The organism is Pandoraea pulmonicola (assembly GCF_000815105.2).
GTDB lineage: Bacteria > Pseudomonadota > Gammaproteobacteria > Burkholderiales > Burkholderiaceae > Pandoraea > Pandoraea pulmonicola.
On record NZ_CP010310.2, the window covers coordinates 3,409,597 to 3,425,685 of the forward strand.

The 16,089-nt window shown below is 65.1% G+C and carries 13 protein-coding genes; 3 read left to right on the forward strand and 10 right to left on the reverse strand.

Annotation, left to right across the window (positions count from 1 at the left end):
* Positions 1–71: 71 nt before the first annotated feature.
* From rimO to phaC, 5 genes are all read right to left on the reverse strand, one after another.
* Positions 72–1,439: a 30S ribosomal protein S12 methylthiotransferase RimO gene (rimO, locus tag RO07_RS14600; protein WP_039411720.1), complete on the reverse strand. Its 1,368-nt coding sequence runs from the start codon at positions 1,437–1,439 to the stop codon at positions 72–74.
* 156 nt (positions 1,440–1,595) lie between these two features.
* Positions 1,596–2,165: a polyhydroxyalkanoate synthesis repressor PhaR gene (phaR, locus tag RO07_RS14605; protein WP_039411722.1), complete on the reverse strand. Its 570-nt coding sequence runs from the start codon at positions 2,163–2,165 to the stop codon at positions 1,596–1,598.
* Between the two features lie 156 nt (positions 2,166–2,321).
* Positions 2,322–3,062 carry a 3-ketoacyl-ACP reductase gene (locus tag RO07_RS14610; RefSeq protein ID WP_039411724.1) on the reverse strand — a complete coding sequence of 247 codons (741 nt, stop codon included), beginning with the start codon at positions 3,060–3,062 and terminating at the stop codon, positions 2,322–2,324.
* 190 nt (positions 3,063–3,252) lie between these two features.
* Positions 3,253–4,434: an acetyl-CoA C-acetyltransferase gene (locus tag RO07_RS14615; RefSeq protein WP_039411726.1), complete on the reverse strand. Its 1,182-nt coding sequence runs from the start codon at positions 4,432–4,434 to the stop codon at positions 3,253–3,255.
* Between the two features lie 61 nt (positions 4,435–4,495).
* A complete protein-coding gene (phaC, locus tag RO07_RS14620; protein WP_084072623.1) occupies positions 4,496–6,346 on the reverse strand; it encodes a class I poly(R)-hydroxyalkanoic acid synthase in 1,851 nt (616 codons plus the stop codon).
* A gap of 194 nt (positions 6,347–6,540) precedes the next feature.
* Between phaC and RO07_RS14625 the strand changes: the two genes are divergently transcribed.
* Positions 6,541–6,786 carry a hypothetical protein gene (locus RO07_RS14625; protein WP_039411729.1) on the forward strand — a complete coding sequence of 82 codons (246 nt, stop codon included), beginning with the start codon at positions 6,541–6,543 and terminating at the stop codon, positions 6,784–6,786.
* Positions 6,787–6,912: 126 nt separating this feature from the next.
* Here RO07_RS14625 and pgeF read toward each other — a convergent pair whose 3' ends face one another.
* Together pgeF and RO07_RS14635 are read right to left on the reverse strand one after the other, a co-directional pair.
* Positions 6,913–7,752, reverse strand: coding sequence for a peptidoglycan editing factor PgeF (gene pgeF, locus RO07_RS14630; protein ID WP_418303683.1), 840 nt, complete (start codon positions 7,750–7,752; stop codon positions 6,913–6,915).
* A complete protein-coding gene (locus RO07_RS14635) occupies positions 7,733–8,893 on the reverse strand; it encodes an RluA family pseudouridine synthase (RefSeq protein ID WP_418303684.1) in 1,161 nt (386 codons plus the stop codon). The genes pgeF and RO07_RS14635 overlap by 20 nt, the downstream gene beginning before the upstream one ends.
* 21 nt (positions 8,894–8,914) lie before the next feature.
* Here RO07_RS14635 and RO07_RS14640 point away from each other — a divergent pair, with 21 nt between their 5' ends.
* On the forward strand, positions 8,915–9,739 hold the full coding sequence (locus tag RO07_RS14640; RefSeq protein WP_052267332.1) for an outer membrane protein assembly factor BamD: 825 nt from the start codon (positions 8,915–8,917) through the stop codon (positions 9,737–9,739).
* A gap of 147 nt (positions 9,740–9,886) precedes the next feature.
* Here the strand turns inward: RO07_RS14640 and RO07_RS26925 are convergent, their stop codons facing one another.
* From RO07_RS26925 to RO07_RS14655, 3 genes are all read right to left on the reverse strand, one after another.
* Positions 9,887–12,184, reverse strand: coding sequence for an ATP-dependent DNA helicase (locus RO07_RS26925; protein ID WP_418303685.1), 2,298 nt, complete (start codon positions 12,182–12,184; stop codon positions 9,887–9,889).
* A gap of 134 nt (positions 12,185–12,318) precedes the next feature.
* Positions 12,319–12,522, reverse strand: a complete 204-nt coding sequence (locus tag RO07_RS14650) for a YdcH family protein (protein ID WP_023595663.1) — start codon at positions 12,520–12,522, stop codon at positions 12,319–12,321.
* A 110-nt stretch (positions 12,523–12,632) separates the two neighbouring features.
* Complete coding sequence (locus RO07_RS14655; protein WP_115089117.1) at positions 12,633–13,517, reverse strand: hypothetical protein; 885 nt, start codon at positions 13,515–13,517, stop codon at positions 12,633–12,635.
* Positions 13,518–13,622: 105 nt separating this feature from the next.
* On the opposite strand from RO07_RS14655, the gene RO07_RS14660 reads away from it, so the two are divergent.
* A complete protein-coding gene (locus RO07_RS14660; RefSeq protein ID WP_039411741.1) occupies positions 13,623–15,959 on the forward strand; it encodes a Tex family protein in 2,337 nt (778 codons plus the stop codon).
* The last annotated feature ends 130 nt before the right edge of the window (positions 15,960–16,089 follow it).

The following is a 16,089-nucleotide window of genomic DNA, read 5'->3' on the forward strand; positions in this document are numbered from 1 at the left end:
AGAATAGCGACTTGGGGACCGGCGGACGGCTCGACGTTCAGCGCGCGTGACAACCACGCGCGCGGGGGGCATCAGACCACTTCGCCCCACAGGTCGTGGCCGTCGGCGCCGGTGACCGTCACGTTCACGAACTCGCCGACCTTCAGGCGCTTGGCTGCCTTGGCCGTCGGTTCGATGTACACCAGACCGTCGATTTCCGGGGCGTCCGCTGCCGAACGGGCAACGCCGCCGTCCTGATTGATCTCGTCGACGATCACCTGGATCGTCTGACCGACCTTGCGCTGCTGGCGCTCGGCCGAAATCTCCTCGGCCACTTCCATGAAGCGTGCGCGGCGTTCTTCGCGCACTTCGTCGGGCAACGCGCCCGGCAGTTCGTTGGCCTTCGCGCCTTCGACCGGCGAGTAGGCGAAACAGCCCACGCGATCGAGTTCCGCCTCGCGCAGGAAGTCCAGCAGGTATTCGAACTCGGCTTCGGTCTCGCCGGGGAAGCCGGCGATGAACGTGCTGCGAATCGTCAGGTCCGGGCACAGCTTGCGCCATGCCTGGATGCGCTCGAGGTTCTTCTCGCCCGAGGCCGGGCGCTTCATGCGCTTGAGAACATCGGGGTGCGCGTGCTGCAGCGGCACATCGAGATACGGGAGGATATGGCCCTCGGCCATCAGCGGAATGATCTCGTCGACGTGCGGATACGGATAGACGTAGTGCAGGCGCACCCACGCACCGTACTGCCTGGCCAACTCGCCCAGCGCGCCCACCAGTTCCGTCATGCGGGTCTTGAGCGGACGGCCCGCCCAGAAGCCGGTGCGATACTTCACGTCCACGCCGTAAGCGCTGGTGTCCTGCGAGATCACCAGCAGTTCCTTCACGCCCGCCTTGAACAGGTTCTCCGCCTCGAGCATCACTTCGGCCACCGGGCGCGAATCGAGGTCGCCGCGCATCGACGGGATGATGCAGAACGTGCAGCGGTGATTGCAGCCTTCCGAAATCTTCAGATAGGCATAGTGACGTGGCGTGAGCTTGATCCCGGCCGGCGGCACGAGATCGGTAAACGGATCGTGAGGCTTGGGCAGGTGCGTGTGCACGGCACTCATCACTTCGCCCACGGCGTGCGGGCCGGTGACGGCGAGCACCTTCGGGTGCACGGCGCTCACGATGTCCTGCCCGGCGGCGTCCTTCTTGGCGCCGAGACAACCGGTGACGATGACCTTGCCGTTTTCGGCCAGCGCTTCGCCGATGGCGTCGAGGCTTTCCTGAACGGCGTCGTCGATGAAGCCGCAGGTATTGACCACGACAAGGTCGGCGCCGTCATAGGTGCCGGCAATGTCGTAGCCTTCGGCGCGCAATTGGGTCAGGATTTGCTCGGAATCGACCAGGGCCTTCGGGCAGCCGAGCGAAACGAAACCGACCTTGGGGGTGCCGGCGGGCGATGAGCGGGACATGGGGCGAATCCTGATCTAGTGAATACGTGGAACCGTCGAACCGCGCATTTTACCTTGTTCGTCCGCGGTGCGTTCCAACATTCGTTGCGATGCGCGCCCCGGGGCACATCGCAACGTTCCTGTCGGAAAAGGTATCAGGAGAAGGTCAGCGGGCGCTCAGGGCTTCTTGTTCGGGTCCGTGCCCGGCGCGCCGGGGAACGGGAACGTGCTGAACATGTTCTTGGCCTGGCTCTGCATCTGTTCCTGCATCTGCACGAACAGGTTCTTCGACTGCTCGATGTAGTTGGTCATCATGCCCTGCATCATCGGCGCCTGCATGTTCATGAACTGCGCCCAGACATCAGGATTGAAGGCCGCGCCTTCGTAGATGCCCTTCGATTGATCGGCCAGCTTGTTCTGAATTTCGATGAACGTCTGGATGTTCTTCTCGAGATACGTCCCCATCATCCCTTGCAGCGCGTGGCCGTAGAAGCGGATGATCTGGGCGAGCATGGCGCTCGAGAACATCGGGACGCCGCCCGTTTCTTCTTCCAGAATGATCTGCAGCAGAATGCTGCGGGTCAGGTCCTCGCCCGTCTTGGCGTCGACGACCTTGAACTCCTCGGTCTCGAGTACCAATTGCTTCACATCGGCAAGGGTGATGTACGTACTGGTCTGGGTATCGTACAGACGCCGGTTCGGATACTTTTTGATCAGGCGCTCGTCAGTCTTCTTGCTCGCGGTCATGCGGTGGGTTTCCTGCTTTTATGAAGGACTTCCCCGACCGACGGTCGGGGTTAGTCACATATTATCGATTCTAGGACGTTTGCTGCCATGCGGCAAAGCCCTAACCCGCAACGGGGGCATGGCGCCGTATTTCGGCTCGCGCCCGCCCGGCCCCCCTCAACCCATGTGCAGGCCGCCGTTGAGCGAGAAGTCCGCGCCCGTCGAGAAGCCCGAGTCCTCCGATGCCAGCCATGCCACGATCGAACCGATCTCCCCCGGCTCGCCCAGGCGCTTGACCGGAATCGTCGCCACGATCTTGTCGAGCACGTCCTGACGGATCGAGCGCACCATGTCGGTGCCGATATAGCCCGGCGACACCGTGTTCACCGTCACCCCCTTGGTCGCCACTTCCTGGGCCAGCGCCATGGTGAAGCCGTGAATGCCGGCCTTGGCCGTCGAGTAATTCGTCTGACCGAACTGGCCCTTCTGGCCGTTGACCGACGAAATGTTGATGATGCGGCCCCAGCCACGCTCGCACATGCCGTCGATCACCTGCTTGGTGACGTTGAACAGGCTCGTGAGGTTGGTGTCGATCACGGCGTCCCAGTCTTCGCGCGTCATCTTGCGGAACACCACGTCGCGCGTGATGCCGGCGTTGTTGACCAGCACGTCGACTTCGCCGACTTCGGCCTTCACCTTGTCGAACGCCGCCCTGGTCGAATCCCAGTCGCCGACGTTACCTTCGGACGCGACGAAATCGAAACCCAGAGCCCGCTGGTCTTCCAGCCACTTCACGCGACGCGGCGAGTTCGGCCCGCAGCCGGCCACGACCTTGAAACCATCCTTGTACAGCCGCTGGCAAATGGACGTACCGATACCGCCCATCCCGCCTGTCACGTATGCAATGCGTTGAGTCATGGAACGCTTCCCCCTAAATAACGGCACGATGTGCCGCCTGTTGCGACTGCCAATTGACCGACGCGCAAGCCGCGCGTTCCCGCGCATGCCTTTCGTCTCCTGACTGCCCGGACATGCACCCGTGCGCGTTGCACGCGCGGGCGATGCCGTTTCGATTCAAATCGTTATGGATGGACGTTCCGCCAGCGCGTCAGACGCGCTCGACCGCCAGCGCCACGCCCATGCCGCCGCCGATACACAGCGAGGCCAGGCCACGACGCGCGTCGCGACGCGCCATCTCGTGGAGCAGCGTGACGAGAATGCGACAGCCCGACGCACCGATCGGGTGACCGATGGCGATCGCGCCGCCGTTCACGTTGATCTTCGACGCGTCCCAGCCCATCTGCTTGTTCACGGCCAGCGCTTGCGCCGCGAACGCTTCGTTGATTTCCATCAGGTCCAGATCGCTCGCCTTCCAGCCCGCACGCGCCAGGCAACGCTGCGAGGCCGGCACCGGCCCGATGCCCATCACCGACGGATCCACGCCGGCGTTCGCGTACGCCACGATGCGCGCGAGCGGCGTGAGGCCCAGTTGCTCGGCGCGCTTGGCCGACATCACCACCACGGCAGCCGCGCCGTCGTTGATGCCCGACGCGTTCGCCGCCGTGACCGTGCCGTCCTTCGTGAAGGCAGGCTTCAGACCGGCGAGCGATTCGGCCGTCACGCCGTGGCGCACGAATTCGTCCGTCCTGAACACGACCGGGTCGCCCTTGCGCTGCGGAATCGAGACCGGCACGATCTCGTCATCGAAGCGACCGGCCTTCTGCGCCGCTTCGGCCTTGTTCTGCGACGCTGCCGCGAACTCGTCCTGCATCTGGCGCGTAATCCCGTATTCCTTTGCGACGTTCTCGGCCGTGATACCCATGTGGTACTGGTTGTACACGTCCCACAGACCGTCGACGATCATGCTGTCGATCAGCTTGGCGTCACCCATGCGGAAGCCGTCGCGCGAGCCCGGCAGCACGTGCGGCGCGGCGCTCATGTTTTCCTGACCACCAGCCACCACGATATCGGCGTCGCCGGCGGTAATGGCGTTGGCGGCGAGCATCACGGCCTTCAGGCCCGAGCCGCACACCTTGTTGATCGTCATGGCGGGCACCATCGCCGGCAGACCGGCCTTGATCGATGCCTGACGCGCCACGTTCTGCCCCGAGCCCGCGGTCAACACCTGGCCCAGAATGACTTCGCTCACGTCTTCGCCCTTGAGCTTGGCGCGCTTGAGCACCTCCTCGATGACGATGGCGCCCAGATCCGGCGCAGCCACCTTCGCGAGCGAGCCGCCAAACTTGCCGACTGCGGTGCGCGCAGCCGACACAATCACGATATCCGTCATGTCTCTTTCCTCGTAAACAAATGAGTCGAACCGGGGGGATGCCCGCGATGCCGCTACCCGCTCAGGCCTTGGCCTTCACGTAACGGCCGGGCGCCGGTTCGATGGGGGCATAAGCAACATTACCATACGCTTTTGGCGCCTTGACGCGTTTTCCGGCATAGCCCGCCAGCCAGTCGCTCCAGTCGGTCCACCAACTGCCGGGGTGCTCCGTCGCACCGGCCAGCCAGTCGCTCGCGTCGACACCCACGTCGTCATTACGCCAATAACTGCGCTTCTTTTTTGCCGGCGGATTCACCACGCCGGCAATGTGTCCCGACGCACCAAGCACGAAGCGTCGCTCGCCGCCGAGCAACGGCAATGAGCGAAACGCCGACGTCCACGGCACGATGTGATCCTCGCGCGAGCCGAACACGTAGGCCGGGGCGTCGATGGCGCCCAGATCCACCGGCACGCCGCATGTCCGCACGCGGCCGGGCTGCTTCAGTTCGTTCTGCAAATAGAGATGGCGCAGATACCAGCAGAACATCGGCCCCGGCAAATTGGTGCCGTCGCCGTTCCAGTACAGCAGGTCGAACGGCTGCGGCGCGTTGCCCTTCAGATAACTGTCGACCACGTAGTTCCAGACGAGATCGTTCGGACGCAGGAACGAAAAGGTGTTGGCCAGTTCCACGCCGCGCATGAGTCCCGGCGGCTGCCCTAGGGCGCCGCCGATGGTCTGCTCGCGAAACTGCACATGCGCCTCGTCGATGAACACGTCGAGCACGCCGGTATCGGAAAAATCCAGCAGGGTGGTGAGCAGCGTCACACTTGCGACCGGCGATTTGCGGCCCTTCTGCCCCTTCGGTCCCCTCGCCGCGAACACGGCGAGCGCCGCCGCGAGCAGCGTGCCGCCCACGCAGAAACCGAGCGCATTGATCTGCGATTGCCCGCTGATTTCGCGCACAACGTCGATGGCGGCAATCGGCCCGTCGCCGACATAGTCGTCCCACGACTTGTGGGCGAGCGACGCATCCGGATTTCGCCACGACACGACGAACACCGTGTGGCCCTGCTCCACGGCATAGCGAACCAGCGAGTTCTCGGGTTGCAGATCGAGAATGTAGTACTTGTTGATGCACGGCGGCACGATCAGCAGCGGACGCTGATACACGGTCGCCGTGAGCGGCTTGTACTGGATGAGCTGGATCAGGTCGTTCTCGAAGACGACGGCGCCTTCGGTCGTCGCGACGTTGCGCCCGACTTCGAAGGCGGCTTCATCCGTCTGCGAGACCTTGCCTTTGCCCATGTCGACCAGCAGGTGCTGCATCCCGGCGAGCAGGCTGTCGCCATGCGTTTGCACGAGGCGCTGCTGCGCATCGGGATTCGTCGCGATGAAGTTCGCCGGGGAACTGGCGGCCACCCATTGCTCGACGGCGAAACGAAGGCGCTCGCGCGTCTTGGCGTCGGCGTCGACCAGATCGGTCATGCGCATCAGAAAACGCCCGTTGAGCAGGTACAGGGCTGCCGGCAGTGCGTAGAAAGGATTGCGCCAGCCATCGCCTGCGAAACGTCGATCGCCGAGCGCGGGCGCCGTGTCGAGGCCAGGCTGATTGAAGCTGGCGACAAGTTCGGAAAATTCACGCGCATAGTCCGCCTGCAGCTCGCCCAGACGCGCGGGGTCGACGTGCATGGCAGTGGGCGTCGGCAGGCTGCCGGACTTGCCGAACAGCTCGAAGAGACCAGCAAAGGGATTGGCGGCACCGTTGCCCGCGAGGGCGGTCTGGCCCGCAGCGCCCGGCAAGGCGCCGAACATCTGTTGGGCGGCCTTGAACCACTGCGACATGTCCTGAGCGGAGAGCGAAGCGGAGGGGAACTGCTGGGCAAACGAGGCGGCAAACGAGGCCGGATCGAAGTTGGCACTGGCGCGATTCATGGTAGCCTGAGTGTCACGTCCGTTGCGTTCACGGGCCAGCGCCCGAAACGCGGCGGCGTGCTTCGCTTTGCGAGCGATGCGCCCCGCCTGTGGAGCATTCTTGCGTGCGTGCGCAGGCCTGTCAATGCTTGCGGCGTACGTCCTGGCCGCATTGTCCCGTCACCCCTTCCTTTTTTGAATGCGCGTTTGCCCCGATGTTTATCGTCATTCTCGGTTGGTTGTATGTCATTGCGATGGTGGCGATCACGGCGCCATCGGTCTGGCTGGGCCTGGCGATCTTCGCTGGCGGCGGCGTCGCGCCCGCGCTGCTCTGGCTATATATAGCGGGAAGCCGCATTCGCCGGACGCACGCGCTGCGGCGCGACGACGCAGTACCCGCAGCACCGGGCGCACCGCCCGACTCGCCTGCGCACGCAAGCCCGCCTTCGTCGCCGGAGTAGACGGCGCACCGACCATTGCGGCCAAGCACGAATGAAGCACGCGTCGATGCGGACTCCAACACCGACGTCCGCATCGTCAGCGCCGCATCGGGATCCGACGCATCGCATCCACGCTGTGCCGCTAACTCACGCCGTGCGCCACACCAGCGCCGCCATGCGCCCCGTCACACGGTCGCGCCGATAGGAATAGAAACGCTCCGGGTCGCTGACCGTACACCACTGACCGCCTGAGACACGCGTCACCCCTTCGCGGGCCAATCGCAAGCGGGCCAGCGCACACAGGTCGGCGAGCGATTTGCCCGCCTCGGGCGCACCGTGCGCCACGAAGGCCGCGCGTGTCGCGTCCTGCTCCTGTGGCGTCGCGGCCGTCAGAAACGCCTCGCGCACCTCCGGGCCGACTTCGAACGCCGTCGAGCCTATGCAGGGGCCGAGCCAGGCGATGACGGGTGCCGCGACGCCATCCGTCTCATCCTTCGGCAACCGGGCGCGCAGCGCCTGCACCGTCTGCTCGATCACGCCGGCGCACAAACCACGCCAACCCGCATGCGCCGCGGCGACCGCCCGCCCCCTGGCATCGCAGAGCAACACCGGCAGGCAATCCGCCACCATGACGGTGCTCGCCAGCCCCACGGCGTTCGTGACGCTGGCATCGGCCTGCAACGGTTCACCGGTCTGTACGGCGGCGAGCGCTGCCTGTGCATCGACGACACGCGGGCCGTGTACCTGCGCCACCCACGCCGACGGCACCCCCGTATGCTTGCTGAGCCGCTCGCGGTTGATGCGCACGGCTTCGGGATCGTCATCGGCCTTGTAGCCGAGATTGAATGTCGCCTGCGGCCCCTGACTCACCCCGCCGGCACGTGTCGTGAATACCGCGCGCACATTGGCCGGCGCCGGCCAGTCGGGCACGATCCAGTCGGCGGGCATCGGATCTCTGAGGTCTTGTTCAGGCAGGGAAGAAGTCATCGAGCGAGTCGGGGAGCGTTGAGAAATCGAATTCGAGGCCGATGGCCGCCATGAGCGCCTGCATGTCGTCGGGCAGGGGCGCCTGCCAGTACATCGCGCGACCGTCGTCGGGATGAATCAGACCCAGCCGCCAGGCGTGCAATGCCTGACGCGCAAAATTGCCCGGCAGCGCCGGACGCTTGTGGCGCGGCCGATAGAGCGGATCGCCAAGCAGCGAATGTCCCAGATGCGACAGATGGACGCGAATCTGATGCGTGCGCCCTGTATCGAGCGAGCAGAGCACCAGCGAAACCGGTGAACCTTCCCATTCTGCGCTGGCGACCGTGACGACCCGCGTGCGCGCGGGCTTCCCCCCCTGCCCCTGCACAACCGCCATGCGGGTGCGCTCGCGCGGATCGCGTCCGATCGGGGCATCCACGACCGTGCGTTGAGGCGGACGCCCCCACACCAATGCCGCGTAATGGCGTTTCACGGTGCGGGCCTGCAGCTGGCGCACGAGATCGGTCTGCGCGACCAGCGTGCGCGCCACGACCATCAGACCCGACGTCTCCTTGTCGAGTCGATGAACGATGCCGGCGCGCGGCAAATCGGCGGCAGCCTGTCCGTAGCGATGCAGCAGTCCGTTGAGCAGCGTGCCGGACCAGTTGCCGGCCGCCGGGTGGACGACCAGTCCTGGGGGTTTGTTGAAGACGCCGAGTGTCGCGTCTTCGTAGACGGTATCGAGGGGCACCGGCTCCGGCGCGAACGCGAGCTGTTCCGGCAGCGCGGCGGGCGTGATCACGACCGACTCGCCACCAGCAACCTTCTGCCTGATCTTGCCCGTCACGCCATCGAGCGTGACGCGGCCGTCTTCGACCCACGCCTGCAGGCGGCTCCGGGAATATTCGGGAAAACAGAGTGCCAACGCCTTGTCGAGGCGCTCGCCCGCCAGTGAGTCGGGCAATGTTGCATTGAGCGGGACAGTATCGACGGATTCGCCGGACGGCAGACCCGAGGGGTTTGAGGCGGGAGCAGCGGTGCCTGCGGCGGCACCCGGGAATGCCGCGGGAAGCGAATCGAAGTCGTCATCGGACGAGTCATCCGCATTTTCCGTGGCAAATGAGGCGGTTACGCTATAATCCGGCAGTATTGAACGGGTCATCGAGAAGTGAAGCCAACGAGCATGCAAGCCCTGAAACTTGTCAAACATCTTACGCTGGCCGCCATTCTGGTCGGCGGTGTGGCCGCCTGCGGCATTCTGCCGGAGAAGGTCGACGAAACGGCCAGTTGGTCGACGAACAAATTATACTCGGAAGCCAAGGACAGCTTCGACAGTGGCGACTACACGAAGGCCGCCAAGTACTACGAGTTGCTCGAAGGGCGCGACCCGTTCGGCCCGCATGCGCAACAGGCGCAGATCAACACGGCATACGCCTATTACAAGGACAACGAGCCGGCACAGGCGCTCACGGCCGTGGACCGCTTCATTCGTCTGCACCCGGACAGCCCGTCGATCGATTACGCCTATTACCTCAAGGGCCTGATCAACTTCAACGACGACCTCGGTCTGTTCGGCCGCTTCTCGGGCCAGGATCTGAGCGAGCGCGATCCGAAGGCGCTGCGCGCGGCCTACGACAGCTTCAAGTATCTGGTCGAGCACTATCCGAACAGCAAGTATGCGAACGACGCCGCCCTGCGCATGCGCTACGCCGTCAACGCCATGGCCGCGCACGAAGTGCACGCTGCCGAGTATTACTATCGCCGTGGCGCTTACCTTGCCGCCGTGAACCGCGCGCAAACCGCACTCAAGGATTACGACAAGGCGCCCGCGCTGGAAGACGCACTCGGCATCATGATCAAGTCGTACGACAAACTCGGCATGACCGAGCTGCGCGACGACGCCCGCCGTGTGATGGAGCAGACCTACCCGAAGAGCGGGTATCTGACGGTCGGCCGTCGCATCGACACCGGCGACGACAAAAAGTCGTGGTGGCAGATCTGGCGTTGAGCCAAGTCGCACCACGGCGTACGACTGCGTTACAGAAGCCCTCGCCCATGCGAGGGTTTTTTGTTTGGTGAATTCCGGCATCGGACGGCTCGGGAATTGCCTGCGCGCTGTTTATCGTCCGGGTTCAGAGAATCGAGCGAACTCGGTCTAACCGGCGTCGCCCCCCGCCGCGATCTCGTCGAAGAATCCACGCACGATGGGCAGTTCGCGGGTGCGCTTGAACGGCGGCAGGCTCTGCCAGATACGACGCCCGTAAGGCTTGTCGACCAGACGCGGATCGCAAATCATCAGCACCCCGCGGTCGCGCTCGGAACGAATCAGGCGCCCCGCCCCCTGCTTGAGCGTAATCACGGCCTGCGGCAACTGATGCACGGCAAACGGACTCAGCCCCTTCTTGGTCAACGCATCGAGCCGGGCGGCCAGCACCGGATCGTCGGGCGGCGCAAACGGCAGCTTGTCGATGATGACGAGCGACAGCGCCTCGCCGCGCACATCCACGCCTTCCCAGAAACTCTGGCTGCCGACGAGCACGGCGTTGCCAAGCGCGCGGAATCGGTCGAGCAGTTCGGTACGGCTTGCTTCGCCTTGCACAAGCAACGGATAGTCCCAGCCGCGCCGGTCGAACTCGTCGCGCAGGCGCTCGGCGGCGCGATTCACCGCCCGCAGCGTCGTGCACAGCACGAACGCCCGACCGCCGCTCACTTCGAGCACAGGCAAGGCAGCGTCGAGCACGGCGTCGGTAAAGCCCGGCGCCGAAGGCTGCGGCAGTCCTCTGGGCACGTATAACAAGCTTTGATTCGGGTAGTCGAACGGACTCGCGAGCGTGAGCGACTTCTGCGCATCGAGCCCCAACTGCGCGGCGTAGTGCGTGAAGTTGCCCTTCACCGACAGCGTGGCTGACGTGAAAATCCACGCGCGCGGCGCACCGGCGCGTTGTTTCGCGAAAATCGGCGCGATCGAGAGCGGCGTCTGATGCAACTGCACCGTCTGCGAGAACACTTCGATCCAGCGTACGTTCTCGGGCGGCGTATAGGTTTTCTGCGCGCCGTCAGCCGCCTCATCGGTCCCGGCACCATTGCCGGATTCCGACGACGCCTCCGCCGCCGCACGCGCCGCTTCCGCCTCGCGCGCCTTTGCGGCCTTCGCCGCCTTCTCGCGCTTGCCGTCGGTCACACGCGGCGCATCCGGGTCGAGCAGCGGCAGGGGCTGCTCGCTGGGCAGCGGCGGGCTCTCGCCCGTCTGCCAACGCTCCAGTTGTTGATGCAGTTCCAGCGCGCGGCGCAGGCACGCACCCAGCGCCTCGGCGCGTTCGGCCTGATGCGTCAGCGTCTCTATCATGTCCTGCAGCGCGACGTCGGCTGCCTCGATCGCTTCGAACAACTCGTGATTGTCGGGCAGTTGTGTCACGGACATGCGCGCGTTGTCCGGTCCGAACGTCAGGCGCACATCGCGGGCGGCCCGTTCGAGGCTCGCGCCGAGTTTGACCCAGTCGGCCGCATCGCGCGCATGGATCAGCCCTTCGGCCACGCAGTCGCGCGCCAGCTCGAGCATCTGCGCGGTCGACACCGTTTCGCCGAAGAACAGCGTTGCAGTCTCCGGCAGTTGGTGCGCTTCGTCGAAGATCACCGTGTTCGCGCTCGGCAGCAATTCCGCCATCCCCGTGTCGCGCAGCATCACGTCCGCAAAGAACAGATGGTGATTCACGACGACGAGGTCGGCCTGCTGCGCTTCCTTGCGCGCGAGCATCACGAAGCAGTCCTTGTAGCGCGGACAGTCCTGCCCCAGGCAATTGTCGCGCGTGGACGTGACCTGTGACCAGATCGGTGCGTTTTCGGGCACGGACGCGAGCTCGGCCTTGTCGCCGCTCTTCGTGATCTGCGCGAACGTCGTGATCTCGCGCAGTTGCGCCGCCTCGTGCCGCGACGCGAAGCGCCCTTCCTGCTGCGCCCGCTCCAGATAATAGTGACAGAGGTAGTTCGCGCGGCCCTTGAGCATGGCGACCGTCACGGGCACGGCGAGCGCACGGCGAACCGTGGGGATGTCGCGCGCGAAGATCTGATCCTGCAGGTGCTTGGTACCCGTCGAGATGATGGTCTTGCCACCCCACAACATGGCCGGCACGAGATAGGCGTACGTCTTGCCCGTGCCCGTCCCCGCCTCGGCGATCAGGGTGTCGTGCGTGTCCATGGCGGCGGCCACGGCACGCGCCATCTCGGTTTGCGGCTCACGCGAGCGGTAGCCATCGATGGCGCGCGCAAGCATTCCACCGTCGCCGAATATCTCCTGCAACTCGCGCTCGCGCTTGGCGGCAAGCGGCTTGAGTCCGTGGAAGGTCGAGGCGTCGGAGCTGGATGAAATCTCGGGGGAATCGCTGGCAGCGGCGGCAGAATCGGTCAAAACGGCGACAAAACACAAAGGTGGCGCGCGATTCGGATGGGCGTCCATCGGAACGGATCGATGCGATCGACACAATCGAATCGCTGAACCGTCGGACGACACGCATTCGCAGCGCCGCAATGAAAAAGAAAATCGCGCAACGTCGGCCGCGAGGCTTCGCCGACGTTACGCGCGGTGCCCGCTCAGGCGGGCTGGTCCGGCATCTGCTGCACCTGCAACAGGGTGATCGTGTCCTTGATTTTCAGACGTCGCTTCTTGAGCCGCGTGACCTGAAGTTCGTCGTACGCCGGCTCCGTCAGCAATTTGTCGATCAGGTAGTCGAGATCGCGGTGCTCGATCTGCAATTCGATGATGCGGCGTCCAATGGAGTGAAGATCGTGCTGCATCCTGGCAACTCTCCTGCGACTCTCAAATAATTCCGGCCCAGCGGCCGCGCTCCGGCTCACGTCTGCGATGCAGACCGGCGCGCCAGCTCCACACCGCCAGCCCGGCTCGCTTATTTCCCCTCCAGCGCCTTCTGGGCCGGCGAGCTGCCCGACTGGGACTCGTTGCGGCGTTGCTCCGACTTCTGCTTGCGCTCGATGGCTTCCTGCTGCTTCTGGTCGTACTTGCGCACGTTCTCTTCGCGCTCGGCCGCCTTGCGTGCTGCCGTTGCCTTGGCGTCGTCGAGCTTCTTCTGCTGCTCCGCCTGCTTGGCATTGTACTGTTCCGCGTTGGCCGCGCGCTGCGGCGCCTGTCCGGTGCGCTCGGTCACACGCTGCTGATATTCGGCTTGCTTGGCCTCGTAGTCCGATACGTTCTGTGCCCGCTCGGCCGCACGTTGCGGCGCTTCGGCCGCCGTTTGCGCCCGCTTTTCCGCCAGACGCTCATCGCGCTCCTGTGCGCGCGCCTTGCGCTCCTGATCATCAAGCACCAGGCGCTGGCTGCGAATCGCCTTGAGGGCGTCGCGCTGCGCATCGCGCGCCTTGTCGATGCAATAGTTCACGAAGAACTTCGACGCACACTCGTACTTCGCCTCCTCGAAGCGATAGTCGACCCACGCTCGCTGGCGCTCGAGCAAGGCGCGCCGCCCAGCGAAGTCGTCTTCCTCGGGGTGGAGGTCGAGCTGATCGTCATACGCCACCGGCTTGTCGTCCTCGGCGGCAACGGCTGCCGCAGCGGCGCTGGCCGGCGACGGCGTCCGGTCCGCGGTGGCGTCGAAGGGGACCTGGGGTACACGGAGCTGTTCGGTCGTACGTCCCGCGGCTTCGGCAGCCGACAGGCCCTGTGCGACCGACGCCCCCGGCCAGACACCGGCCGTCACCACGACACCGAGCGCGGCAAATGCCGTAAGCGACGCGCCAACGTAGCGGCGCGAAAACAATTTTGCGAAGGAAATCATGAGGTTGAGCAGAGTGATGCCAAATTTTAGCATTGCCCGCCCGGACGCGCCCGCGGTTTATGGCAAAATGCCCCGCTCCTGGCACTTGGGTAATTCGCAACACTCATGACGCAAAACGTAGCTCTTCAGATCGTTCAACGCATCGCTGCCGAACTCAACGTGCAGCCGCGTCAGGTCGCTGCCGCCGTGCAACTGCTCGATGAAGGCGCCACCGTGCCCTTCATCGCACGTTACCGCAAGGAAGTGACGGACAACCTCGACGATACGCAACTGCGTACGCTGGAAGAACGCCTGCTCTATCTGCGCGAACTGGAAGATCGTCGCGCCGCGATCCTCGCGAGCATCGACGAACAGGGCAAGCTCACCGACGAGCTGCGCACCGCCATCGAGGCGGCCGACACGAAGCAGACGCTCGAAGACCTTTACCTCCCGTACAAGCCGAAGCGCCGCACGCGTGCGCAGATCGCCCGCGAAGCCGGCCTCGAGCCGCTGGCGCAGGCGCTGCTCGCCGACCCGACGCTCGATCCGCAAACCGAAGCCGCCAAGTTCGTCGACGCCGAGAAAGGCGTGGCCGACGTCAAGGCTGCGCTCGACGGCGCGCGCGACATCCTGTCGGAACAGTTCGGCGAGACGGCCGAGCTGCTCGGCAAGCTGCGCGACTACCTGTGGAATCAGGGCGTGGTGTCGTCGAAGGTCGTCGAAGGCAAGGAAAGCGAGGAAGGCGAGAAATTCCGCGACTACTACGACTACGACGAGCCGATCTCGGCCGTCCCGTCGCATCGCGCACTCGCGCTGTTCCGCGGCCGCAACCTCGGCATCCTGATGGTCAAGCTCGGCCTCGGCGAAGAGCTCGACGCCCAGGTCCCGCACCCGTGCGAGGGCGTGATCGCCGGGCACTTCGGCATTCGCCAGCAGAATCGCGCCGCCGACAAGTGGCTGGCCGACGTGTGCCGCTGGTGCTGGCGCGTGAAGGTGCAGCCTCACCTCGAATCCGAACTGCTCACGCAATTGCGCGAGAGCGCCGAGAACGAAGCGATCCGCGTGTTCGCGCGCAACCTCAAGGCGCTGCTGCTGGCCGCCCCGGCCGGCCAGAAGGGCGTGATCGGTCTGGATCCGGGGCTGCGCACCGGCGTGAAGGTGGCGGTGGTCGATGCCACCGGCAAGCTGCTGGGCACCGACACCATCTATCCGCACGAGCCGCGCCGCGACTGGGAGGGCTCGATTGCGCGCCTGTCCAAGATCGCCGCCGCGACGGGCGCCCAGCTCGTGAGCATCGGCAACGGTACGGCCTCGCGCGAGACGGACAAGCTCGCGCTGGAGCTCATCAAGCGCCACCCCGAACTCAAGCTGCAGAAGATCGTGGTCTCGGAAGCCGGCGCGTCGGTGTACTCGGCCTCCGAATTCGCCGCCAAGGAATTCCCCGAACTCGACGTGTCGCTGCGCGGCGCCGTGTCGATCGCACGCCGACTGCAGGATCCGCTCGCCGAGCTCGTCAAGATCGAGCCGAAGGCCATCGGCGTGGGCCAGTACCAGCACGACGTGAACCAGCGCGAGCTGGCGCGCATGCTCGACGCCGTGGTCGAGGACTGCGTAAACGCCGTGGGCGTGGACGTCAACACCGCGTCGGCGCCGCTGCTCGCGCGTGTGTCGGGCCTGAACAGCACCCTCGCGAAGAACATCGTGGACTTCCGCGACAGCAACGGGCCGTTCCCCAATCGCGAAGCCCTCAAGAAGGTTCCCCGCCTTGGCGACAAGACTTTCGAACAGGCCGCCGGCTTCCTGCGCGTGAACGGTGGCGACAACCCGCTCGATCGCTCCTCGGTCCACCCGGAAGCGTATCCGGTCGTCGAGCGCATCCTCGCCAAGATCAAGAAGTCGATCGGCGATGTGATGGGCAACGGCTCGGTGGTACGCAGCGTGTCCGCCACCGAATTCGTCGATGAGCGTTTCGGCTTGCCGACCATCAAGGACATCCTGACCGAACTCGAGAAACCGGGTCGCGATCCTCGCCCCGAGTTCAAGACGGCGACGTTCCAGGAAGGCGTGGAGAAGCTGACCGACCTGAAGCCGGGCATGCAGCTCGAAGGGGTGGTGACGAACGTGGCCGCCTTCGGCGCGTTCATCGACATCGGCGTGCATCAGGACGGCCTGGTCCACGTGTCGGCCATGTCGACCAAGTTCATCAAGGATCCGCACGAAGTCGTGAAGGCCGGCGACATCGTGAAGGTCAAGGTGCTCGAAGTCGATCCGCGTCGTCAGCGCATCTCGCTCACCATGCGTCTGAACGACGACCTGCCCGCCCCTGGCGCGGGCGAGCGCACCAGCAGCGGTGGCGGCCCGCGTCACGGCGGCGGCGCGCAGCGCGGTGGTGGAGCTCCCCGTCAGCGCGAGCCGGAAACGGTCAGCGCCATGGCCGCCGCGTTCGCCAAGCTCAAGCGCTGAGCCATCGGCGCGCGACGTCACCGCCTGCGCGGGGTGACGTCAGTGCCGCACGAAGAAAAAACCCGCTCATCCGAGCGGGTTTTTTCGTTGGAAGGTGACGCGACACGCCCCGGGGGCATGTCACGCGTCG